The sequence below is a fragment of the Pseudanabaena sp. FACHB-2040 genome (genome assembly GCF_014696715.1).
Classification (GTDB): domain Bacteria; phylum Cyanobacteriota; class Cyanobacteriia; order Phormidesmidales; family Phormidesmidaceae; genus JACVSF01.
Window position 1 is genome coordinate 24,458 of the sequence record NZ_JACJQO010000019.1, and the last position, 20,356, is coordinate 44,813.

32 protein-coding genes and 1 tRNA gene are annotated in these 20,356 nt (G+C 53.2%); 19 read left to right on the plus strand and 14 right to left on the minus strand.

Annotation, left to right across the window (positions count from 1 at the left end):
• Positions 1-3 precede the first annotated feature (3 nt).
• From H6G13_RS20215 to H6G13_RS20235, 5 genes are all read right to left on the minus strand, one after another.
• Positions 4-327, minus strand: a complete 324-nt coding sequence (locus tag H6G13_RS20215; protein ID WP_190486194.1) for a hypothetical protein — start codon at positions 325-327, stop codon at positions 4-6.
• Positions 320-730 (minus strand): hypothetical protein, encoded by a 411-nt coding sequence (locus H6G13_RS20220; RefSeq protein ID WP_190486196.1) that lies wholly within the window; start codon positions 728-730, stop codon positions 320-322. The genes H6G13_RS20215 and H6G13_RS20220 overlap by 8 nt, the downstream gene beginning before the upstream one ends.
• Positions 723-1,043: a hypothetical protein gene (locus H6G13_RS20225; RefSeq protein WP_190486198.1), complete on the minus strand. Its 321-nt coding sequence runs from the start codon at positions 1,041-1,043 to the stop codon at positions 723-725. The genes H6G13_RS20220 and H6G13_RS20225 overlap by 8 nt, the downstream gene beginning before the upstream one ends.
• Positions 1,040-2,461: a hypothetical protein gene (locus tag H6G13_RS20230; RefSeq protein WP_190486200.1), complete on the minus strand. Its 1,422-nt coding sequence runs from the start codon at positions 2,459-2,461 to the stop codon at positions 1,040-1,042. Before H6G13_RS20230 ends, H6G13_RS20225 begins: the two co-directional genes overlap by 4 nt.
• A gap of 68 nt (positions 2,462-2,529) precedes the next feature.
• Positions 2,530-2,841 carry a hypothetical protein gene (locus tag H6G13_RS20235; protein ID WP_190486202.1) on the minus strand — a complete coding sequence of 104 codons (312 nt, stop codon included), beginning with the start codon at positions 2,839-2,841 and terminating at the stop codon, positions 2,530-2,532.
• Between the two features lie 249 nt (positions 2,842-3,090).
• Between H6G13_RS20235 and H6G13_RS20240 the strand changes: the two genes are divergently transcribed.
• The 7 genes from H6G13_RS20240 (at position 3,091) to H6G13_RS20270 (ending at position 5,722) form a co-directional block, all read left to right on the plus strand.
• Positions 3,091-3,321, plus strand: coding sequence for a helix-turn-helix transcriptional regulator (locus H6G13_RS20240; protein ID WP_190486205.1), 231 nt, complete (start codon positions 3,091-3,093; stop codon positions 3,319-3,321).
• A gap of 74 nt (positions 3,322-3,395) precedes the next feature.
• Positions 3,396-3,665, plus strand: a complete 270-nt coding sequence (locus H6G13_RS20245; protein ID WP_190486207.1) for a hypothetical protein — start codon at positions 3,396-3,398, stop codon at positions 3,663-3,665.
• 95 nt (positions 3,666-3,760) lie between these two features.
• Positions 3,761-4,327, plus strand: coding sequence for a hypothetical protein (locus H6G13_RS20250; protein ID WP_190486209.1), 567 nt, complete (start codon positions 3,761-3,763; stop codon positions 4,325-4,327).
• A complete protein-coding gene (locus tag H6G13_RS20255) occupies positions 4,320-4,541 on the plus strand; it encodes a hypothetical protein (RefSeq protein ID WP_190486210.1) in 222 nt (73 codons plus the stop codon). The genes H6G13_RS20250 and H6G13_RS20255 overlap by 8 nt, the downstream gene beginning before the upstream one ends.
• The gene (locus tag H6G13_RS20260; RefSeq protein WP_190486211.1) at positions 4,538-4,918 is read left to right on the plus strand and encodes a hypothetical protein; all 381 of its coding nucleotides are present in this window, start codon (positions 4,538-4,540) and stop codon (positions 4,916-4,918) included. The genes H6G13_RS20255 and H6G13_RS20260 overlap by 4 nt, the downstream gene beginning before the upstream one ends.
• Positions 4,918-5,310, plus strand: a complete 393-nt coding sequence (locus H6G13_RS20265) for a hypothetical protein (protein WP_190486213.1) — start codon at positions 4,918-4,920, stop codon at positions 5,308-5,310. The genes H6G13_RS20260 and H6G13_RS20265 overlap by 1 nt, the downstream gene beginning before the upstream one ends.
• 25 nt (positions 5,311-5,335) lie before the next feature.
• Positions 5,336-5,722: a hypothetical protein gene (locus H6G13_RS20270; RefSeq protein WP_190486215.1), complete on the plus strand. Its 387-nt coding sequence runs from the start codon at positions 5,336-5,338 to the stop codon at positions 5,720-5,722.
• Between the two features lie 73 nt (positions 5,723-5,795).
• Here H6G13_RS20270 and H6G13_RS20275 read toward each other — a convergent pair whose 3' ends face one another.
• Entirely contained in the window at positions 5,796-6,125 is a 330-nt protein-coding gene (locus H6G13_RS20275; RefSeq protein ID WP_190486217.1) for a hypothetical protein, read from the minus strand.
• Between the two features lie 124 nt (positions 6,126-6,249).
• Between H6G13_RS20275 and H6G13_RS20280 the strand changes: the two genes are divergently transcribed.
• The 10 genes from H6G13_RS20280 to H6G13_RS20325 all read left to right on the plus strand — a co-directional run bounded on the left by H6G13_RS20280 (position 6,250) and on the right by H6G13_RS20325 (position 12,563).
• Positions 6,250-6,555, plus strand: coding sequence for a hypothetical protein (locus tag H6G13_RS20280; protein WP_190486219.1), 306 nt, complete (start codon positions 6,250-6,252; stop codon positions 6,553-6,555).
• Between the two features lie 44 nt (positions 6,556-6,599).
• Complete coding sequence (locus H6G13_RS20285) at positions 6,600-9,308, plus strand: hypothetical protein (RefSeq protein WP_190486221.1); 2,709 nt, start codon at positions 6,600-6,602, stop codon at positions 9,306-9,308.
• A gap of 2 nt (positions 9,309-9,310) precedes the next feature.
• On the plus strand, positions 9,311-10,135 hold the full coding sequence (locus tag H6G13_RS20290; RefSeq protein WP_190486223.1) for a hypothetical protein: 825 nt from the start codon (positions 9,311-9,313) through the stop codon (positions 10,133-10,135).
• Positions 10,136-10,240: 105 nt separating this feature from the next.
• Positions 10,241-10,795, plus strand: coding sequence for a hypothetical protein (locus H6G13_RS20295; protein ID WP_190486225.1), 555 nt, complete (start codon positions 10,241-10,243; stop codon positions 10,793-10,795).
• Between the two features lie 15 nt (positions 10,796-10,810).
• Complete coding sequence (locus H6G13_RS20300; protein ID WP_190486227.1) at positions 10,811-11,104, plus strand: hypothetical protein; 294 nt, start codon at positions 10,811-10,813, stop codon at positions 11,102-11,104.
• Between the two features lie 12 nt (positions 11,105-11,116).
• The gene (locus H6G13_RS20305; protein WP_190486229.1) at positions 11,117-11,398 is read left to right on the plus strand and encodes a hypothetical protein; all 282 of its coding nucleotides are present in this window, start codon (positions 11,117-11,119) and stop codon (positions 11,396-11,398) included.
• A gap of 213 nt (positions 11,399-11,611) precedes the next feature.
• Complete coding sequence (locus H6G13_RS20310; protein ID WP_190486231.1) at positions 11,612-11,962, plus strand: hypothetical protein; 351 nt, start codon at positions 11,612-11,614, stop codon at positions 11,960-11,962.
• A complete protein-coding gene (locus H6G13_RS20315) occupies positions 11,952-12,302 on the plus strand; it encodes a hypothetical protein (RefSeq protein WP_190486233.1) in 351 nt (116 codons plus the stop codon). The genes H6G13_RS20310 and H6G13_RS20315 overlap by 11 nt, the downstream gene beginning before the upstream one ends.
• Before the next feature lie 4 nt (positions 12,303-12,306).
• Positions 12,307-12,516, plus strand: a complete 210-nt coding sequence (locus H6G13_RS20320) for a hypothetical protein (protein ID WP_190486235.1) — start codon at positions 12,307-12,309, stop codon at positions 12,514-12,516.
• Positions 12,495-12,563, plus strand: a tRNA-Leu gene (locus tag H6G13_RS20325). The genes H6G13_RS20320 and H6G13_RS20325 overlap by 22 nt, the downstream gene beginning before the upstream one ends.
• Positions 12,564-13,090: 527 nt before the next feature.
• On the opposite strand, the gene H6G13_RS20330 is transcribed toward H6G13_RS20325, so the two are convergent.
• Complete coding sequence (locus H6G13_RS20330) at positions 13,091-13,582, minus strand: hypothetical protein (RefSeq protein ID WP_190486238.1); 492 nt, start codon at positions 13,580-13,582, stop codon at positions 13,091-13,093.
• A 428-nt stretch (positions 13,583-14,010) separates the two neighbouring features.
• On the opposite strand from H6G13_RS20330, the gene H6G13_RS20335 reads away from it, so the two are divergent.
• Entirely contained in the window at positions 14,011-14,190 is a 180-nt protein-coding gene (locus H6G13_RS20335) for a hypothetical protein (protein WP_190486240.1), read from the plus strand.
• A gap of 66 nt (positions 14,191-14,256) precedes the next feature.
• Here the strand turns inward: H6G13_RS20335 and H6G13_RS20340 are convergent, their stop codons facing one another.
• Together H6G13_RS20340 and H6G13_RS20345 are read right to left on the minus strand one after the other, a co-directional pair.
• Positions 14,257-15,564 carry a DEAD/DEAH box helicase gene (locus H6G13_RS20340; protein WP_190486242.1) on the minus strand — a complete coding sequence of 436 codons (1,308 nt, stop codon included), beginning with the start codon at positions 15,562-15,564 and terminating at the stop codon, positions 14,257-14,259.
• Positions 15,565-15,942: 378 nt separating this feature from the next.
• Positions 15,943-16,626 (minus strand): class I SAM-dependent methyltransferase, encoded by a 684-nt coding sequence (locus tag H6G13_RS20345; RefSeq protein WP_190486244.1) that lies wholly within the window; start codon positions 16,624-16,626, stop codon positions 15,943-15,945.
• Between the two features lie 117 nt (positions 16,627-16,743).
• On the opposite strand from H6G13_RS20345, the gene H6G13_RS20350 reads away from it, so the two are divergent.
• Positions 16,744-17,394 carry an HAD-IA family hydrolase gene (locus H6G13_RS20350; protein WP_190486246.1) on the plus strand — a complete coding sequence of 217 codons (651 nt, stop codon included), beginning with the start codon at positions 16,744-16,746 and terminating at the stop codon, positions 17,392-17,394.
• Here the strand turns inward: H6G13_RS20350 and H6G13_RS29235 are convergent.
• The 5 genes from H6G13_RS29235 to H6G13_RS20370 all read right to left on the minus strand — a co-directional run bounded on the left by H6G13_RS29235 (position 17,386) and on the right by H6G13_RS20370 (position 20,304).
• Positions 17,386-17,514, minus strand: a complete 129-nt coding sequence (locus tag H6G13_RS29235) for a hypothetical protein (RefSeq protein WP_277882539.1) — start codon at positions 17,512-17,514, stop codon at positions 17,386-17,388. The genes H6G13_RS20350 and H6G13_RS29235 overlap by 9 nt on opposite strands.
• 13 nt (positions 17,515-17,527) lie before the next feature.
• Positions 17,528-18,478 (minus strand): isoaspartyl peptidase/L-asparaginase, encoded by a 951-nt coding sequence (locus H6G13_RS20355; RefSeq protein WP_190486972.1) that lies wholly within the window; start codon positions 18,476-18,478, stop codon positions 17,528-17,530.
• A 105-nt stretch (positions 18,479-18,583) separates the two neighbouring features.
• Complete coding sequence (locus tag H6G13_RS20360; RefSeq protein ID WP_190486248.1) at positions 18,584-18,742, minus strand: DUF2256 domain-containing protein; 159 nt, start codon at positions 18,740-18,742, stop codon at positions 18,584-18,586.
• Between the two features lie 5 nt (positions 18,743-18,747).
• Positions 18,748-19,485, minus strand: coding sequence for a GUN4 domain-containing protein (locus H6G13_RS20365; RefSeq protein ID WP_190486250.1), 738 nt, complete (start codon positions 19,483-19,485; stop codon positions 18,748-18,750).
• Positions 19,486-19,632: 147 nt separating this feature from the next.
• Positions 19,633-20,304: a response regulator transcription factor gene (locus H6G13_RS20370; protein ID WP_190486251.1), complete on the minus strand. Its 672-nt coding sequence runs from the start codon at positions 20,302-20,304 to the stop codon at positions 19,633-19,635.
• Positions 20,305-20,356 lie beyond the last annotated feature (52 nt).

A 20,356-nucleotide genomic window follows, 5' to 3' on the forward strand; every position in this document is an offset into this window, starting at 1 on the left:
GGCCTATTGGTTCACACCCTGGCTCACCTCCCTGTCTAAGCCCAGAAGTTTGTTGTTAGCTTCCTGCAGCTTGTCTAGGCGCTTATCAACTGCATCGAGCTTTTCCTGAGTCGCTAGCCACTTAGAACCTCTTTGAGTTTTGGATTCCTCTAGAAGTTGGCGAGACTTGTCCAGGAGCCGTCTGATTTTGTGTCGGTTGGCTTCAAAATCAAGCCGGTTCCAATCGAGCTGCCACATAAAAGAGCAATCCAGAAAATGGTCGATCAGCACTTCCTTGGGATAGGCCATCAACCTGTCTTTGGTGCTGTTTTGGGGTGGCTTACTCATTGTCCACCTCCTCCTGCTCTATAGTCTCTGAGTCAGAAAACCAGTAATCTTCGCCGTCAAAGCCAACCCAAACTCTGATGGTTTCTAAGAACGTTTGGCTGTAGTCGTCTTCTTCAAACCGATTGCCGTTCTCCCAGCGATCAACTTTGGCTTCTACTTCAAAGCTCATGTACAGAACTGCATCAATGCGCTCATCCTCATCAGGTTCATGGCAGCAGCTAACTACTTCGACATCGCCAATCCCTGCCCAATGTCTGACACAGCCCACATCCTCTGGGATAGGGTGGCCGTCATCGTCCAGTTCCCAAATAGGCCAGCCTTGATCAGCCCAGTCGAGGATGGCCTGACGTGCAACTTCTTCAGCTTTAGCCAAGTCAAGCTTGATTTGGGATTTCTTAGCCATGACTTACCTCCGTTGATGGATCTACCCATGCGCCCCAGTGGGGGCTGGTGACGATGGGCAGATCGAGCTGCTCGACCTGGTCTTGAGTCTTGCGGATTTTCGCTCGCAGGCTTTGAAGCACTATATGGGTCGCTGCTGGGTTGTCCAGCAGTTGGTTGTGACTTTGGAACCCGTTCTGCTCCATCCACCGGCGAAGGGTTGGATGTTGCCAGCTCCAGGGGCCTTCTGTCGGGGCCAGTCTTTCTAGGCGGGTGAAGCTCACCTGAATCTCAGCGAGCATCGGGGAAATGTCGATAGGTGGGTCTGGATTCATGTGGGTGCTGCTCCTGTGGAAAACCCTTCTCCCTCCCCGCGTCCCCTCCCTCTTCCCCCCGGAGATAAATTTTTTAAATGAGAAGTTTCAGCGCTACACCCTTCATATTTTCCCCCCCGAGGTGTAACACCCTGATTTGCAAGCGTTTCAGCCGTTTGGATGGGTGAGGGTATAGGGCGATCGCTAGGGCTGTCTGTGGCGCTTGTGGTGGGGGTTGGAGGGGTGTTACAGACCGAGTGCTCGGGGTGCCAAAGGTCGAGGTGCTTATAAAGGGTGGCCATGCTACACTTGGCATGTTGAGTTAGCCGTTTGGCCAACTCCCGGATCTGTTCGGGCAGGCCTACCGCTCTCAATTGCTCGTAAGCGGCAGAGATGCGATCGCACGCATCCTCCTGCCGTCGTCGGTTGATTGCGCTCATAAACCTCCCTAAGCTGCGATCGCGTTTTGGCTCGGTTCCCAGGGGCCAGTAGTATTTCTGAACGGCAGCTGCCCAGACTTTGCAGCGCATCGTGATGTCGTGGTGGTGCTGACACCAACGCTCGAACCCGGGCCTGCTGGTGGCGATGCGCTCGGTGTACTCGCGCAGCGATGCTCCCTCCAGGCGCTCGAAGACGTGCCCATAGCAGGCGATGCTCTTAAGCAAGCTGTTGGTTTGGCCGTGGCCTGTCCAGCCCTCAGATATCTCAAGCTCAAGCTCGTTTTTCCACTCCTCGACAGGGCCGACTGCTCGCCGTCGTGGCCGCCGTCGCCGGTTGTCTCGGGCGATGCTCAGGGCCTGGTGCAGCTCGTCCATGTCCTGACAGAGCGCTGCCACATCCCACGCATAGAAAAAGCGCTCTAGGTCGCCGCCGATCGGCTGCAGGTCTTCGGTGAGGAGGCAGCTGCCGGAGCCAGGCTGCAGGGGAAGCCGATGAGCCTTGTACTCGGTAAACTTGCCTTCCCAAAAAGCACCAAAGGCTTTGATATTGGGGAAGATTTCAAGCTGGCCGTCTTTGATTTCAAAGCCCTGACTCTCTAGGCATTGCCTTAGAGCGCAGGCTAAACCAAAGGTGCTCACCGGCGCTGGCAGGGGTATGTAGAGGTGAAGGCCCCCGCTCCAGCTGCTGCGGAGGGGGACGGTGCGAACGATGCCGATCGTCTCTAGCGCTGCTCGCAGCAGAGGGATCTGGTTAAGGATTGCTGACCCAGCATCGATGTCGATGACCGCATAGCGGGTGTCTTTATCAAAGCGAACCCCTACCTGCTGCCCTGCATCCTGGTGTTTGGCCCAAAAGACACGAGGCTTGAGGGGGTATTTGGTGATCGTTCTCCAGTCTGTTTTGGCAGCATTTTCTGTGCTACCTTCGATGCACATCCAGCGATAGCTGAATGTCTCGCAAAAACGTTGCCCTATTAAAGATTGCGGTAACGGTTCCATTTCGGTGCTCAAACTAGTTCAAAAATGAAGGCCCTCACCTGTGGTTAGGTGGGGGCCTATTTGTTTGGTTACAGCAGCAGCATGGCTTCTTTGCCGGTGAAGCTCCGGCCACAAAAGTGCTCACATTTGATCGGCGTGCCGGTCGGGTCTGTGATGTAGGCCCGTGCTTCCTCAAGAGTGAGTTCTGATTGCCATATCTCATGGAGATGCTGAGCGAGCGCTTCTACCTGCTCAGGCTCGAGCTGGTGGCCAGCCACTAGGTAACAGAGTGGTGCTGCTTCATCTCTGGGGCGAATCGCTAGCGGATGAACCAGAGGAACTTGTCGCCCCAGGATGCCGAACAAAGGGGAGTCTTCTTTAACGCTTCCTAAGATCGGCACGGCTTACCTCCCCCAACTTCCGGTTTGGGACTTCGATGTGTGATTTGATACATAGGCCGTCTCTGAGCTTGTTTGCTAATCACGGTTGCTGATGATGTGAGGGGATGTGAAGCCCCTGAGAGAATTGGGAGTACCCACGCGGGGTTGCTGTAGGAGGCTGGCCCCGCGTGGGTGTCCACCCTCAAGATTTTGTGAGGTTAAAGGGATCTTACCTCAAAAATTTTGTGGGCTGAATTTCTTTGAGGTAAGATGTCTAAAAAAGATGAGCCCAATTTGGAGTCGAAGTTCGTGTCCCTTCGCCTAGAAGCTGGATTGACACAGAAAGCAATTGCGGACGCTCTCGGAGTCACCGAGCAAACCGTCCGCAATTGGGAAAGAGGCAAGATTGAAGCTCGTCTAACGCTTGGTCAGACAAAGCTTTTATGCAAAATGCTGAACAAGTCTCTGGATGAGATGCCTGATAACTTCGCTGGAACATAAAACCGGGAGGACGCCCTGACAAAGCATTTCCCCCCGGTCCTTAGTCCCCTTCCGTAAAAAAAGGAGTTACCTCAATGCTACCCGCATCAACACCCCCCGCGTCGGGGGTCGCTTCCGTTTGGCTGAACACATCCTCTGAATTACCCCCAGCGAGCAAAGCGAGGGAGTTTGCTCGCCATCTGATCCAACGCGGCGTTGACCCTGAGCTGGCCCAAGATGCTGCGATCGTTCTCGCTTATAAACCGGTTCCTTGGTCACCCACCGACCAGGCGATCGTTAAGCGGGCCTGGTTCCAGTGCTGGGACGGCATTCAGCCACTTTACCCGGACGACTCCGGCCATTGATTCGCGCGGGTTCGGACGTCTCTCGGACGTCTCTCGGACTAAAAACCGTCCGAAAAGCATCCGAACCCTTATACACCAACGTTTAGAGGCATCCCATGACATCTATCCACGCATTCGCTAAACAGCACGACATTCCCCGCTCGACGCTTTACGACCGCTGCAAAACTTTAGGCCTCGATACCTCCAACGGCCTCGACTACGAAGCTCAGGCCCGGTTACTCAAGGAGTTTGGTAAAGAGGCTGTTCCCCAGGTCACGGTCGAAGAAGGCAACCACCGCAGCGATATGACCCTGCACGTGGGGCAGGCCGCCGCCAGCCTAGAGCAGTTCCGAACTGACCGCACTCGCTCAGCTCTAAGCAATCCTCGTGAGTTCATGGCTGGGCTAACCGGCTTTCTCGATCAGATCGAGCAGGGCATGGAGCTGGCAGAGGCTCAGCAGGAGCAGGAGCTACAGCAGGTCAGGCATCTCAAGCGCCAGAGCCAAAAGCGCATCGAGCAGTTCCACCGCCGCTCTGATGAGTACCGCATTAAAACAGATGTACTGGCCCACATCCAAAACGCTGAGATCGATGACCTGGCGGATCTCGCTGAGGAGATCAATACCCTGGGAAAGTTATCCGATTCATCTGGGCAACTCTCAGGGGGCGCGGGCGATGACTGATAAATCTGATTCAGCCTTTCCTATTGATATATCGAAGTACTACACGCTAGGTCTGACCAAGCGGGAGGTTTTTGCTGCGATCGCACTTCATGCGCTGACTGTAAATGCCTCCACGGTTCAAGAGAACTATTACGCAGAGAAGGCTGTAGCCTGTGCCGACGCTCTAATTGCCGCTCTGAAGGATTCACCCAAGTTTGAGGAAGGTGACATATGAGCCCAAGACTCAGATCAGGTGGGGGACTTGCGATCGCCCTTTTGGGACAGCTCTTTTTTGCGGCCTGCACCGAGCAGCAAATGTATGACCTGCTCTACAGCGATGGGGTTGCGATCGCCAACCCGCCCGAGATTGCCGACTATGCCCCCGGTGGCCAGCAGTACGGAGTCAAAGGTAGCCTCTCAACCCGGCAACTTGCCGCTCTCAAGGGGCTGGCCTGGCCCCAGAGCTATGAGGACGTCAAGGGGACATTTGGCTTTCCTAGCCACCGCACCGAAACCGCTGACTACTACGCCCTCCAGGGCGATGACTCTATCTGGGTGGTCATCCACTACTCAGGCAAAACAGCAACCCGATACACCACGGAGGAACGGTAATGAGCCGGTTTAAGAAAGACGACCGCAGCCTGATCGAAATCAGCAACGACAAAGGTGATCATTGGGTGGCTGAAATTCCGACTAGTGCCGTGAGGAAAGCTGAAAAGGCCCTCAAAGAAGCAGGGTGTAAACTTGATTATGACGAAAGTACCCCTTGGTTCAGCCAAGCTGAGAAGGAAAGGGATTACGAGCGGCGTGACCACAACCAGCATCGCTACCGTTCGGCCCGAGTCGTTAACGAGGGCGAAGATCTCGAAGACAATCATGATAGAGAGCTAGACCTCAGCGACTACGAAGACACAGGCGAAGATCTCGAGGACAATCATGATAGAGAGCTAGACCTCAGCGACCACGAAGCCGACGAGCAGCCCACATCGCCATGGTGGCGGTAGCAACAACTCATCAAAGGAGAATGGCATGTATACGCGCCACAACAACCTTGAAAATTTGCAAACCTATCTAGAGGTTGACTCTGGGTATGTGGTGAAGGATGAGGGGCTGGCAGAGCATCTAAAGGAGGTCAATGAGAGCGCTAGCCTTGGGAAAATCGTCTTGAGTGGAGGCGAGACGGAAGGAGCGCTAGAAGACTGCTACTACCTCTGGGTAGATCCGCACTACACCGGGGAGCTGTCACCAGGTCAGCGGCAACTTTATGAGATTTTGCTGACTCTGCAGCAGTCGTCTGTCTACACTCTCACCACCATTGGAAAGCTCAGTGAAATGATGGGTCTAGAGTGGTCGTTGGCCTGTGGCAAGCGGCTCGAAAATTTGCAAACTGTGGGAGCGATCAACGGGTTCAAATAACGCTTCCCCTACCGCGTCACACACAAGCCCCCTGCCTAGAGGGGGCTTTTTTACTGGGCAGAGGGTGAGGGGGTTATTTGCGATCGCGCTCCAAATCCCAGAGAGCTTTCTCAGCGCACCACTTCCCAGACTTGTCAGGGTTCTTCCCTCGCACTGCCTGCACCAGGCGCTCAGACCCGGCTCGCTCGTGTGTGTAGCGATCAATCTTGTAGAGCAAAGATGCCGGTATTTCAAACGGTGGTGGTGGTTCCACATACCACACAGGTCGAGGCGGTGGCGGTGGCACCGTCGCTGCCACCGCTGCTATCGGTGGCGGAACATCTGATGGGGGAGTAGCTGACGGGTCAACAGGGTCTTTTTGGTAAAAGAAACGCCCCCCTGCGTTGACAATTTTCCCGCCCATCGTTGACCCCAATTCTATTTCCTACATTGCTAAAGTTCCCAGTCAGAACGGTTTACACTCTTTAATCAAAGTGTCAAAACCACACTAAGACGTAATACTAAAAGGGTCTTTTATCTCTCTATATATGGCTACACTCATTATTGCCCAGGATATTCCAGGCGGAATCAACACTCTTGAGAAGTCGTTGGCGTGGAATATCCTAGTCTCGCAACAGCTTTTTGGTAAAAACACTTACCAAGAATTGCAAGGTGGCTTACTAGAAAAAGAGATCGACGCAAGCGTTGTAAGAGCAGCTGATGATACGTTTCGCTTAATTTTCCGGGGCGCTCTCCGGCTAGATCCTACTTATGTAACTGGGGGAGGAAAATTGTGGTCGTACGCGATGCCTTGGGGCGAGGTGGCAATCCCAGCAGCCTTTAAATCCAACTAATGCCAGTTACGTCCTTTTCTCCTCCAACCTCTTTTCATCATCCATTGCCTGGAAGAGGGGGAGCTTGGCAACCTCCCTATGGCTCGGCTTCTCCCTCTCCCCCAATTGCTACTTCCCTGGCAGGCCAACAGCGCATTTTGCAGCAGCAAAACGCAAGCTTTAGCCGCCCTCCAACCGGTCCCAGACCCCTATCTCAAGCCGCCCCAGGTGCCGGTTACTCAGTGCAGGCAGGCTATGGAAACGCGGCAGGTGGAACAAACAGTGCTTATCAACCCGGTGCAGCCTATAAGCCCAATGCTGTCAGGGCAGCACAACAGGCATTACAGCAGCAGAATGCGAGCTTTCGCAGGCCCCCCACATCCCCCAGACCCTTACCGCATTCTGCAGCAGGCCCAGGCTACTCGGTGCAGGCCCCTTACTCTAATGCCGCTGGCGGGTTAAACACTGCTTATTCCCCAGGCGCTACTTACCGAGGTGCTCAGTCAGCTGTCAATGCAGCCCGCGCCTCTACTCCCAATGCTGCAGCTGCAGCAGCGACGGCAGCTGCGACGGCAGCTGCTTCCAAAGGTGCGGGGGGAATTGCTGCTGTGGGAGTTGGAGCGCTCGCCGCCCCATTTACCGCAATTGTGGCCGCTGCTGCAGGAGCAGCTATTCTCAGTCAGCAGCAATCCCCCCAAGCGAAAAACGCTAACTGGGCAGCTCTGCCCCAAAGCTATAAGGAGGCCGCAGGGCAAGCTTGGGGGAGTCCAGCCTATAAAAATCCCGATGGGAGCATTACCTACCTCCCCCCTTTCTCGCCTCATCCGGTCGGGGGGCCTAATCAGGTTGGGTTAGGCCCTTATGCTGCCGCTGCCGCTGCAGCAGCTGCGATCGCATCTCTGGCTGCTGCTTCCCAGATAGACGCGGGTTCAATTGCAGGAGGGGCAGCCACTAATGCAGCCCCTCCTTTCACTGGGGGGCAATCACCTGGAATCCCTTATCGAGTTGTTTGGAAATGTCCCGGTGAAATCGTTTTCAGCAACGGATTTAAGTTTACGGGGGGAGTAACCGATCCTAAGGTCGTGAATTTGACAGGGCCTTTAAGGATTGGTTTTTCTGGGGCAACTGCAGGTATTTTTTTTGGGACTAGCACCCCTCAATCTTTTTATAATTTTGGCGTTGATAAAACTCCCCCAGGTGCAGATCCATCAATCGATCCAGAACCTCAAATTCTCTCAACCAGTCGATTAGATGGCTTGGCCGACATTGGCGGCGATCCGGCAGGGGAGCTCATAGCTCCCTCAGCCCCTCCAACTCTCACTCAACGACTAGCAAACCCAACTGCCCTACAAAGTGGTTTAGCTCCCATTCCTACAATCGATCTGCCTGGGCTAAAATCTCCCATCAAATCAATCCCAGAACCTACCCCAGAGCGTCAAACAGAACCTTTACCGGCTGAGTCTTTACCGGCAGGGCATCCCCTCTCATCACCTCCCCCAACTATCGATCCGGTTATGCCGCCAGTGCCGCCAGTGGCACCCGATGGCACTCCAACCCAAACCCCCGCGCCACTGGCTACCCCCGAGAACGTCCCCGCGCCCATTGAAAAATACACGCTCAACACCGGAACCACGGTTGAGCAAAAAGTGAACGCTGACGGCTCTATCAGTACTCGGATCGTGAGCGATCCGAGCACTCCCCCTCAGTTGCCGCTAAAACAATCCCCCTTTGCAATCCCCCCGCTGCCGCTGGTAATACCGCTGGCACCTTCTGGGCTAAAAATTGACAATCCGACCAAAGCGGGCAGCTTCACGGCTGCTCCCCCAACTACTCCCCCCGCATGGATTCCTCCAGTCCCCCCAGAAGTAAGCTGCCGCTGCAACGGCCCTGTTCTCAATGGCCAATCAGCCATACAGCAGAATCAAAACGCCCTAGATAAAAAGCTCGACGACATCAACACGGCAGGCAATGGAGGGAACGCGGCAATTTTGGCGGCAATAGCTGAGATGCGAACGTTTGTTGGCACCATGCAAACTTTCGCAGAAACAGCATGGAAGGCAACAAAAATGGATAAAGTTATAAATCTCTTGACCTTGGTTAGCGTGCTCCACAACGCTTCTATGCTCAGCCGAGACATCGCCGAAACCCTGGGCTACGCCATCGACAACGCCCTTCAGGCCGCTGGTGTGCCTATCAAAGACGAACAGGGCAACCAGATCAGTGTCACAGAAGCTGTGGGCGGCTCCGTCCAAAACTTTGTTAAAGGCATTCTGGGTGAGGACGTTTACAACGGGCTGCGTGCAGCCTACCTCAAGGCCAACCGAATTGTCCAAACTGCCAGCATGGTCATTTGGACAATTCGGAGCATTCAGGACTCCGCCCTCGACCTGACTGAGTGGATAGCCGAAAACACCGGCAAGATAGGCAACGCGCTGAAAAGATTTGGTGTAGTCGGCGAGCGAGCCTACCCATGGATGAGCGAAAACCCCCAGGCCCGCAACAGGTTTAGATCCCGATTTGACAAGCTCACCGGGAACCTAGAAAGGGCAGAGGATTTTGCTAGCAGCTTCGCCACCGGCACCAGCAACGTGTTGGAGCTGACCCAGGAGGTTGGCGAGCTGGGCGAAAACTGGCAGGCATTCCAGAAGTCGGTGATCGACTTCAAGGAAGAGCCTTGGCCAGATAACAAACCAATTCAAGAAGAGGCAGCATTAGCGGCTGCCGGTGCCCAAAGCCCCCCCATCAGTCCAGCCGATACTGAGCGAGGTTCCTAGCCATGCCAGTCCCCCCAGAGTTCAATCACGTTGAGCACCTCCAAAGCGTTTATCGAAGGTGGCTCAACCGCGAAGTCCGAGAGTGGTTTCGCAGCGCCGACGGCGACGAGCAGGACGACGACATCACCACCCCGCGAGGTTCACTCCTAGTGGCCTGCACTCATCTGGATAGCGACTCGCTGATCATGACCCAAATGAGGCAGCAGCTATTCGACCGCATCAGACTCCAGAAATTCCAAATCCCCGTCGTGGGCATCCCCACCGGCAGCGTGGAGGAGAGTCGAAGGTATCGGCCTCAAATCATGCTCTACTTCCAGGAAGATCAGGCCGATGTCTACAGCGAATACGCGCCGGTCACGGGCGAGATCTCAGTGCGCCTGATGAACCACACCAGCGAGACGATCACCCCAGCGATCGCCAACCAGATGGCCAACCGCATACAGGTCAATTTTGGTACTGGTGGCGGCTACATCTGGCGGAAGGGCAAACACATGATGAGCTACATCGACCGAAATAAAGGCTATCAGCTGCAGCTCCTAGTCCGTAATGAAGGTGACGGCAGGCAGCTAATTGACCGAGTTCTAGACCTGCAAACCGACACACCTAACTGGAGCAAAGCCCAGTACAAGGAAAACCTTGAACCAGTTGAAGCATACCCAACACTGCCTGATCGCGAACGTGTCTACGGAGAAGTGCGTAGACTGCCCCGCAAGCGGCCAATAGCAGATGTGAGGTTTCAATTTGCTGTGCTTCACGTTTGGGGGTTAACCAACCCAGTGCCGCTAGTAGATCGCACTGGGCTATGGCCATCTGCCTTAGCTTCCTAATTTTTTTCTTCGCCTCAATTTTTCAGGAAAGTCAATGACTTTCCGCCACAAATTCAATCGTTCCAGCCTGGGCAAGATAGAGACAACCTTTTTTGAGGAATTTCTATGGCCCGTCGATATTCTGACATCAAACGCGGCGCAAAATTGCAGCAGGCTTTCACGAATCTTCAAGCTTATGAAGCGGCAGCGGCAACTAGGCCAAGCAAAATTGGGACCCGAGGAGCACGCGGATTGAACAAGACAGTCTATATTGCTCCCTTTACTACCCATATTGATGCTGATGAAATCGTGCAGGCCCGTGTCAAACCAGAAGCATTCACGATCATCAGCCCAGCTATTCTAGGTGGCACTACAAAAGCTGACATCGCTGAAACTTTGGGTGCCAAATCTCTAGTGACCTTTCCTTCCTTTCGGGCCTCTAGGATTGTATTTTTCCAAAATGCTAGTCGCATCGCAACGGTAGCCCGTAGCGAACGGACAAACATGGAGTATCTAAAATACACAGGAAATACTTATTCCTGCCCATTCGGAGCAACTGTAGACGCTGACGATGAAATGGAAGCGTTTCTTGACATTAAAGCCGCGCTTCTAACCACGTTTGCCAACAGTGAAGTAAAGCGCGTTTCTCTGAGCCGCGAGTTTGTTGGTGTTGGTAGATAGTCGTTAGGTGCCGTGATGCAATTCGATACTTATGACCTTTTCAGAACGTTCTGCAGTGAAGATCCCGACTTTAATCGAGCTGATGAACGTGCCGATTTAGCTCAGTTAATTGAACGGGAAACAAAAATTGAAGGATTTCTCAACGGTCAAACAAGACTGTCTGAAGTTTTAGATTGCTTGTCAGACCAAGGGATTGAACCTGATGACTGGGTAGATACAACGGTTAATAATATCGAGTTCATCATCGATTCCGGTATTCATTTCGCAAGCAACGACAAAGGGATTTATCTCCCACTTTCGTCCTTTTAATTGGTGAATTTAATGGCTGACCCCAATCAAGATTTTGACCAAGAGATGTTCAGAGAGATTCGAGCTGGCCTCAACCCTAAACGCAAGGTAAGGACTCGGCTTGGCATTCTTCACAATGGCAATGTCGCTTTGGAGGACGCAACCATTGACCCAGCTCAACCCCGCCCCGAGACATCAGACGATTCTTCTTCCCCGGCTCCGGCGAAAAAAACCACGGCTAGAAGTGCCCCCCCTGCTAAAGCGGCTGTGGATTCAAAATCTGATACGCCTGAGCCAGAGAAGGCTGGGGCCTGAGCTCTACCACTTCAATGAAGCAGGGCATTTTATAGGCCGCATCTCTGAGGCCCAGCCTGACCCTGCTAATCCTGGGGGCTACCTTGTGCCCCCGGGCACCACCCTGAAATCGCCTCCATTATGCTGCCGTGGGTGGGTGCCTGTCTGGTTTGCTCCCTATTGGGACATAGAGTGCGAGGAATTGGCCAGAATGGCAGACCCTGACTTTTTTTTATGAGCTGGCAACCATTGGGAACGTTTTCCCCCACAAAAGAATGGAAGACACTGGGAACGCTCACCAATGGGGGCAGTCTCTTTAGGATTCGGCAGGATTGGGTAGGGGACTGGCCCGGCACTGGCTACCTCCAAATCTCTTTTGTGTACGAAGGCGCGGGCCGTTACGGATTCCGTAAGGTGGGGTCTGATAAGGAAGATCGGGTTCTAAACTGCCCTATTTCAGAAGCCCTGGCAGCTGAGGGCTTTACCTCTCGCCAAATGGCTATAAAGCTAAATTTGTATGCTCGGCTCTACTCGGGTGCTAATTGGGTTGTATCTGTAGACCAATGGATTGACGATGACACCTGATATTCAATCGGTATTGTGGGGCTTCTTGGGTGGCCTAATAACTGTGGCGGGAACTGTGGTAGCCATTACCAACTGGCTGAATGGGAGATTCAACCAGCTTTTTATATCCCATGAAAAGCTAAATGGCAAAATTGAAACCCTTAGCAACCGAGAAGCTTCAAACAATGACCATTTGGGCTATTTGTATAATGCCAACAAGGAACTAATCGAGCACAGAACCCGCAGGTTTCAGGAAGAAATCAAGCGGCTTCAGGATGAAACTGTAAAGGATATTGAAGATATCAAAAGTTTTTTAGACAAAACGACCGAGTTCACGATACGCGGAAAGGATCGGCATTGAGAGTATGGCCAAAGTAACAACGATCAACATCTCTCACAGAGGCCCTGCATTCGATCAGGACGCGATTGAGAGAGCCTTCAAGTGGATTAGCGAGCAGATGTCGGCAGCTGATTTGGCGGGCTGCGATTATCTCGCAGCAAGCGTTAATGTCGATTCTGAGACGCGCTTGGATTTCAATATGTACTCTGAGCCGCCTGAAGGGATTCAAGGCTAGGAGGACTGAAAATCCTCGTGTCGGCGGTTCAAGTCCGCCTCCTGGCATACGTTTCAGCTGACAGTCTTTCAAGGAAGAACTTATTTCATCCTCGAAATCGATACCTCAACCTTCCAGCTTTGGCTGGGGCGTTGAGGTTGCTTAGCTATGCTTTAAGCCTATAAGTGAGTTGTGTAGACTCTGCCGGGAACGATTCCCCCTTATAGAAGAAAAGTCCGTACCGCACTATTACACCTCTACCCTCAAAAACTGGGTTGATAACAACTAGGTCATAGAAGCCACTGATACGAACTGTTTCTCCAGGACTACACCCTTCGGATAGGCATGATGAAGTTTCCCCAAAACTGCTTTATTTGCCATCCGGAAGCTTAGCTTTAGAGAGGTTGTGCGAAACGCAACGAATGCTGGGGATGTAAATGAGTGGAGTAGTTGCCTGGGGACGTAAATGGGTGGGGTTAATTGCTGAGGGACGCAACTACTCAAACGAGAGAAGGCGGTTTTGAAGTCTGTTATGACACGGAGATCTAAGGAAAAAAGCTAGTGTGTCAGTTGGCTTACTTGCGATCGCGCTACTTCAGAGCCCTCCCGGGTCATAGGTCGAAAATATGCACTGCTGATGCTCCCAGCCAGAAGAGAGCAGCCAGCGGCTTCTAAAGCCCCAGGTTTGGCCTTTGAAAACCGCTTTTACCTCATATTCTCCGGGATCAAGTACATAAGTCCCTTGGGTTGTCTTTGCGTCACAAGTTTGCGGGGTTTGCCCAGGGGCATAGGTAGGGCAGTCATCACAGGGTGGAAACTGCAGCAAAACCTGCTCGTTCATGCCATTGGTCAGAACAATTTCTAAGGGTTCTGGGGAGCCATTAAAAAGGGTCACCGAAGCCATTGCGTCCTGCGTTTGATGAATTGCGACGGGTGGGGCAAAGTCATAGAGCTTTACCTGTTGGGTTGATGGGGAGGGCGAAATTCTTGCAGGTTTGAAAGCAATGAAAAGTCCAGCGATTGCAGCAGCAGCGCTAAACCCTACCAAAGCACCAACAGCCAGCCCAATAGGGCGTTTTGGGGTCATGGGCAGCAGTAAAGATGGCCGAGTCATCAACAGGTCACATACTTTAAACTTCCCGACCAATTCTCAAATTCAGGATGAGAAAATCGAAAGAGTAGACCTGGCCGCTTTCTTCAGATAGTAAGGAAACCTGTAGCAGCTGTTGTTTATCGGGAGCAGGGAGCGGCTTGGGGCTGTGCGATCGCAAGTCTCCCCATCTCCCTCTACGCGCAGTTTGACCTCTCGGGTTCTCTCGCTAGAGCCCTTTCATCTGCATGCAGACAACCAAAAAATTTCATTGACACCCAGCAGCCTTTAAAGCCATCACAGGGCCAAATTCACGCCTAAGCGATAGCCCTCACTCACTCATTAGCTAAATCGCAGCCCATTGGGGTAGGCCCCTTTTCCTGTAAGTTGGGCAGATACCCAACAGCCTCCGGAGGCCGTACCCCATGTCTGAGAATACTAATTGTGAAAAGCTAGCAACCGTTCTCAACACCGCCAGTCAGCAGGGCAAGGCAGGCTTTGTCAAAATGGTTTGGGATAACCAGTCAGCCGACGTGCAGTCCCAATTACGGCCTCTACTCAGTGCTGAGGCTTTGCAAGCCCTCGATGCTGCATCGGCACCATAGCAGATTAGCCTGAGAGACGCTCAAAGGCGTCTCTCAGAAAAGAACAAAAGAACCTAGGAAAAGAACCTAGGCCGAGTGCAGCCGTTTGCGAGTGCGAACACCAGGGGCAGCCTTCCTAGCGATGGGCTGAGAAGCGGTTGCGCTCTTGGGAGAGCTGCTTCCCCGAGATTGACCTTGCCCGCTTCGACGACGCTGGGGGCGACCCGCGTTGCTTGAGGCAGACTCGCTCTGCATGGGTGCAACAGGCTCATACCCCGGAATCACATCCTTAGACAGGGGGCGCTTGAGCAGCCGTTCGATGTTCTTTAGCAGCGGATATTCCTCGCCACATACCAAAGAAACTGCCCGTCCCTCATTACCTGCTCGCCCAGTACGACCAATGCGGTGTACGTAGTCTTCGGGCACGTTAGGCAGCTCAAAGTTGACCACATGGGGCAATTGGTCTATGTCCAGACCCCGAGCGGCAATATCGGTAGCAACCAAAACCCGCACAGCACCGCGCTTAAAGTCAGCCAATGCCCGGGTGCGAGCGCCCTGGCTCTTGTTGCCGTGGATAGCGGTAGACTTGAGGCCATCTTGGGTAAGCTGCTCGGCCAGACGGTTGGCCCCATGCTTGGTGCGGGTAAAGACCAGCACCTGCTTCCAGTTGTGATGGCCAATCATGTAAGACAGCAGTTCGCGCTTACGATGGCGATCGACGGGGTGTACCACCTGTTCAACCTGTTCAGAGGCCGTATTGCGAGGCGCTACATCAATGAAAGTAGGGTGATCTAGCAGGCCGCCAGCCAGCTCTTGGATCTCCTGAGGGAATGTAGCTGAGAACATCAGGGTCTGACGCTCAGCCGGCACTGCCGCCAAAATTTTGCGGATGTCGTGGATAAAGCCCATGTCGAGCATGCGATCGCATTCATCCAGCACCAAAATTTCGATGCAGGATAGATCCAGCGTTTTTTGGTTCAGGTGATCCAGCAGCCGCCCGGGTGTCGCCACCAAAACATCGATGCCGCGCTGCAGATACTGCATCTGAGGTCCAAATCTAACGCCTCCGTAAATCACGGTTGAGCGCAGATCCAGGTACTTCCCGTAGGTGCTCACGCTATCGCCCACCTGAGCAGCCAGTTCCCGAGTCGGCGTCAGGATGAGCGCCCGGGGATGGCGGCGATTTTTCTTTGGCACCGGAGCGCTCAAGCGCTCTAGAAGCGGCAGGGTAAAGCTAGCCGTCTTACCCGTGCCAGTTTGGGCCGTCGCCAAAATGTCCTGCCCTTGCAGAACTACCGGAATCGCCTGCTGCTGAATCGGAGTTGGCTGGGTATAGCCCTGGTCGGCGACAGCACGAAGAAGTTCGGCTGAAAGGCCGAGAGTTTGAAATGTCATGAAATAGTTTGCTCCTAGTGTGCCCCTACCCCAAATCCAACGCCTGGGCCCAGTCTAAGAGCAGTTATTTTTTTACAATGGATAGCCCAAACGGGAAAAATCCAAGCAGCCAGCAGCAGACCGGAATGTACTGGCAAGTCCCTATGCTAACAGATCTTTATCAATAATCCTCCGCTGGATTCTTGTAGGAATAGAAAAGTTACCTCTCAAAAGCTCTATCTGATAGCGCACCCACAAAGTTTCTAAGTAGGTAGTCAGAAATTATCATTGCAAGCATCTCTGATTTAGGCTGCTCGCTTAAATTTAGGCTACTCACTTAGCAGTCCAACCCATTAATATTGCCCAAGGGAAACCTCAAGAGTTCTTCCGGTTACCCAGTTATCCATCATCAAGCGCGCCACTGGGTATCAGCTTGCCTCCAATAACGGGTTTAAAGGTTCGAGTGCGTTTTGATAACGCAGCAGGATCTCTAAAAAATAGGGAAGAACAGTGGGGAAAAGAGTTGTTAGGCGTAAAGCCGTAAAAATCTATTTGGATAAATCCGTTTTCGATCAGAAATTTAGCTGTATTGGGATACCAGTCTGAGTTATCTAGAATAACAATGCCCTGATTGGACAACTTTGAAATAGCATTTTGAGCACTTCGATATCTCTCTGCACCATCAACAACAATTACATCAAAAGGGGCATCAAAGCTATTTATAATACCGAGATAGTCTTCGCCGTTAGGGCAATGGTAGATATTGGCATTGTCGGGCAGGAACTGTTTTACTTGGTCACACCAATCCTTTTCCATCTCTACCGCAACCACCTTCTTCGCTTTTCTCGCCCACCAAAGTGTAGACGCCCCTGAGCCAAACTCGAATATGGTGCAGTTGGCTGTATCGAGATTTTCCAAGTAATCGATCATTGGATAGGTTAACCAGGGAATACAAATCCCTCTGGCATCTACAGAGAACCCATTTTGTTTGCGAATATGCCCCCTCAAGAAAATATAAATTAGCGGGATTCTAGTGAAGCAGAGCAAGAAACGAACAGCTTTTAATTGCTTCCAGTTATTCATAGACCCTTTCAAAATCTAAATTCCCCAACCCGCCTGCCCAGTCGCACTGATAATCCCAGCTATACTTGCATTAAGGTTTTAGAAAAGCCTACTCGATCCACCTTTTCTCATCTCATCATGCTGAAGGCTTTGTTGTTCGACCTAGATGGCACGTTAGCCGATACAGACCCCATTCACAGAGTCATTTGGCGTGAAGTTCTTCAGCCCTATGGGTACGAGGTAGATGAGGCATTTTACCAGCAGCATATCAGCGGTCGCCTCAATGAAAATATTGTCAAAGATTTGCTGCCCCAACTTTACCCTGACCAAGAGCCGCAGTTTAGTGCTGACAAAGAAGCTCGCTTTCGCGAAATGGCAGGTCACCAGCTGCGCCCAGTCACCGGACTCATGCCGCTGCTCACGTGGGGCCAGCAGCAGCAGCTAGCAATGGCCGTCGTCACCAATGCTCCCCGAGCTAATGCCGAGTTCATGCTGCAAACGTTGGCCCTAACCGACACTTTTAATCCAGTGATTTTGGCAGGAGAGTTGCCCTTAGGCAAACCCGACCCGCTGCCCTACCGGGAAGCCCTGCGGCAGCTTAATCTTCACCCCGAAGAAGCCGTTGTTTTTGAAGACTCCACTTCGGGAATCTGCTCAGCGGTCGGGGCCGGAATTACTACCATCGGCATCGCCACAACCCATGCCCCAGACAAGCTCTACGCAGTAGGGGCAACTCTAGTCGTGCCCGACTTCACTGACGAGCGGCTGCGGCAGTTTGGCCTACTGTGAGATAAACCCAGTCAAGAGCAGCGGCACCAGAATCAGAGCTGCAATGATTAGCACAAGGGTAGCGGGGTCGATCTTCAGTACAGCGGTTTCGTCAGCAGACTTGGGGGGCTTGTTGTCCATTGCTGGGGTACGGTTAACAGGTGCCCGTCATTGTACCGATTCCCTGCTCTAACGTGTCGCCGATGTCAGTGCCAGTGTGGTAGGCCGCTAGCAGCACGTCGCTGGTTTTGCCCCATGCGATCGCACCCGTGCGATCTATCCCAATCGCCCCAAAGTCGCGCCCATTTTGCTCGGCCTCGGTAAAGGATCTGGCAAATGCCTGCCCTAGAGACAGCCCATCCGTCACGCGGATCACAATGCGAGGGGCCAAACACTCATCGATAATGTCTTCACCAATACCCGTACAGCTAATGCCAGCAAAGGGGTTGGCGTAGTTGCCGGCAGGCATGGCCGAGTCGCTCACCCGACCAATGCGTTCTAGGCCCTTGCCTCCAGTTGAGGTGCCTGCAGCCAGTCGGCCCTCGCTATCGAGCACAACGACGCCAATAGTGCCGCGCCGAGCGCTGGTGTCGATCAGTTCCTTCTCAGCCACCACGCCCGCCATTGCTTTTTGGAAATGGTTGGCCCGCTCCTGCTGCCACTCCTTCAGTCGCAGCTCCGTTGCTGGATCAAAGACCGGCAGACACATCTCCCGCGCCAATTCAGCAGAGCCGTAGTCCGATAGTACCCGGTCATCACAGTCCTGCAAAAAAGCGGCCAAATCCGTCGGGTGCTGCACCCGAGACACATTGATCACGCCACTAAAACGCTGAGCTGCACCGTCCATTAGAGAAGCGCTCATCCGCACCTGGCCATCTGACTGCAGCACCGATCCCTTACCTGCATTGAAACAGGGGTTATCTTCTAGCATATGGCAGCCGTAGATCACAGCCATCTTGGCATCGGCTCCAGCCAGCAGCTTGCCGTAAATCTCTTCTACGATATCTCGCAGATCTTTGCGGATGGATTCAACCCCGCCTTTGCTGTGAAGAGAGCTGCCAGCCCCTCCGTGAATGATGACCTTGGGCTGAATTTGCATACCAATCCCTCTCTCTTGTGGCATAGCCCCTCATTCTAGGGGAGAGCAATCCGCAATGGGATGTCTCAAAACACATTCCTGCCCCAATAAAGTTCCCAATCGAGACTGTCGCTAACTGTCCTGAGCCTGAGAGCGGCGGCGACGGCAGCGATCCGAGCAATATTTCACGTCGTCCCAACAGTCGGCCCACTTCTTGCGCCAGGTAAAGGGACGCTGACACACCGGGCAAATTTTGGTGGGCAAATCAGACCGAGTCCGTTGGCGAGGCATAGACGTTAACGGCTAGCAGACCAAACCGGATGGCTCAGCAGAGCGGCCATTACTCGCACACCTCGCAGCTGGTTCGACAGCGGCAAGTGGCCATCTGGAGCACTCAAGTCCCAGATAAATTCGTTGGGGTAGCGGGTCCAGGTGGTCTCATTTCTCCAAGCAATGCGAGTCCAAAGTTTTTCCCAGCTCTGCCCCTGCCCCTGCCAGATCTGGCGCTGCCGGGAGAAGCCAAACTTGCCCTCGGAGTAGAGCCGCCAGAGGGTGTCAAGCGTCTGCAAATCCACCGCTGGGAACTGTTCGACCTCAGTGAAGTAGAGCCATTTGCGGCGGGCTGCGTCGGGGCCTGCCAATTCGCAGAGCTTCTGCATGTTGAGCCGATCGGCTGCCTCAAAGGACTGAGCCACAAGCAGCGCCTGCAGCGAGGCATAGTCAATGCCTCGCTCGGAGGGCGTGGGCACTCGGCCCTGGGGCCAGTGGGATTGCAAAAAGCTCTGTATCTCCGGCCGCTGCGTGGCGTAGAGAACCTGAATAATTTTGCCGTCTAAAATTTCAGGGGGCTGCTCCTGTCGTTCCAGCAAAACCTGCTGGAGCAGCTCAATGCCCTGATCGCCAATTCCCACGAGCTCATGGATGGCTGACAGCTGTTTTTTCAAGGACTCTGCCCGCAGCTGCTGCCGCAAGTTCTCCAGAGCGTCGCCACTGGAAGCGGCAGGGGATGACGAATGCGCTGTAAAACTACTCATGCTAAACCAGTAGGGCAAAATCCTGGATGCCTAACCGGATTTGCTGACGCGTTAGCCAGCCTCTCCGCAGGCCCACAGGGAATGGGTCTATTTCCTGATCATAAAAGGGATTGGGAACCTCTGCAGCAAACAATGCCTTAACTGGCCTCAAGATTGTCCTGTTTCGGCTGTCTCGCTGGGGGTTTGATAGCCATGCTCAAAGGCAAATCGAATTAGCTGGGAGCGGTTTTCTAGCGAGAGTTTGCTGAGAATGTTGCTGAGGTGGGTCTGCACTGTACGGGGGCTGATGAACAGCCGCTCGCCAATTTGCTTATTAGTGTAGCCCTGAATCACTTCCCAAAAAACTTTGGCCTCTGCAGGCGTGAGGGGCAATGGCTCGGGAGTAGCAGCAGCGGGGTCGGCTTGCGATCGCACCTGCCCCACTAACCGCTCTACCTGAGCCTGAATTTTCTCTGCCCGCTCAATCAGACCGTTTATCTTAGCGATCAATTCTCTAGGGTGAAAGGGCTTAACTAAGTAATCATTAGCCCCGATGGTGTGGGCATGAATACGACTTTCTACCTCTCCCAGACTAGAGAGGAAAATAAACGGCACCAGTTCTCCTGAGGGGCTAGCCCGCAGCCGCCGACAAAACTCAAACCCATCCATTTGAGGCATCAGCACGTCAGAAACCACGACATCTGGCCTATCTTTGTCAAAAAGCGACAACGCCTCTGCTGCGGAGGTGGCATTGACGACTCCAAAACCTTGCTGCTGTAGGCGACGGGTGAGAGCAGCCTGCAGCGTTAAATCATCATCGACGATTAATATAGTTTTCATTCGATAATCTAATTCTTTAAAGCCTGCTCTAGAACGAGCCTCAGGGGTAGCT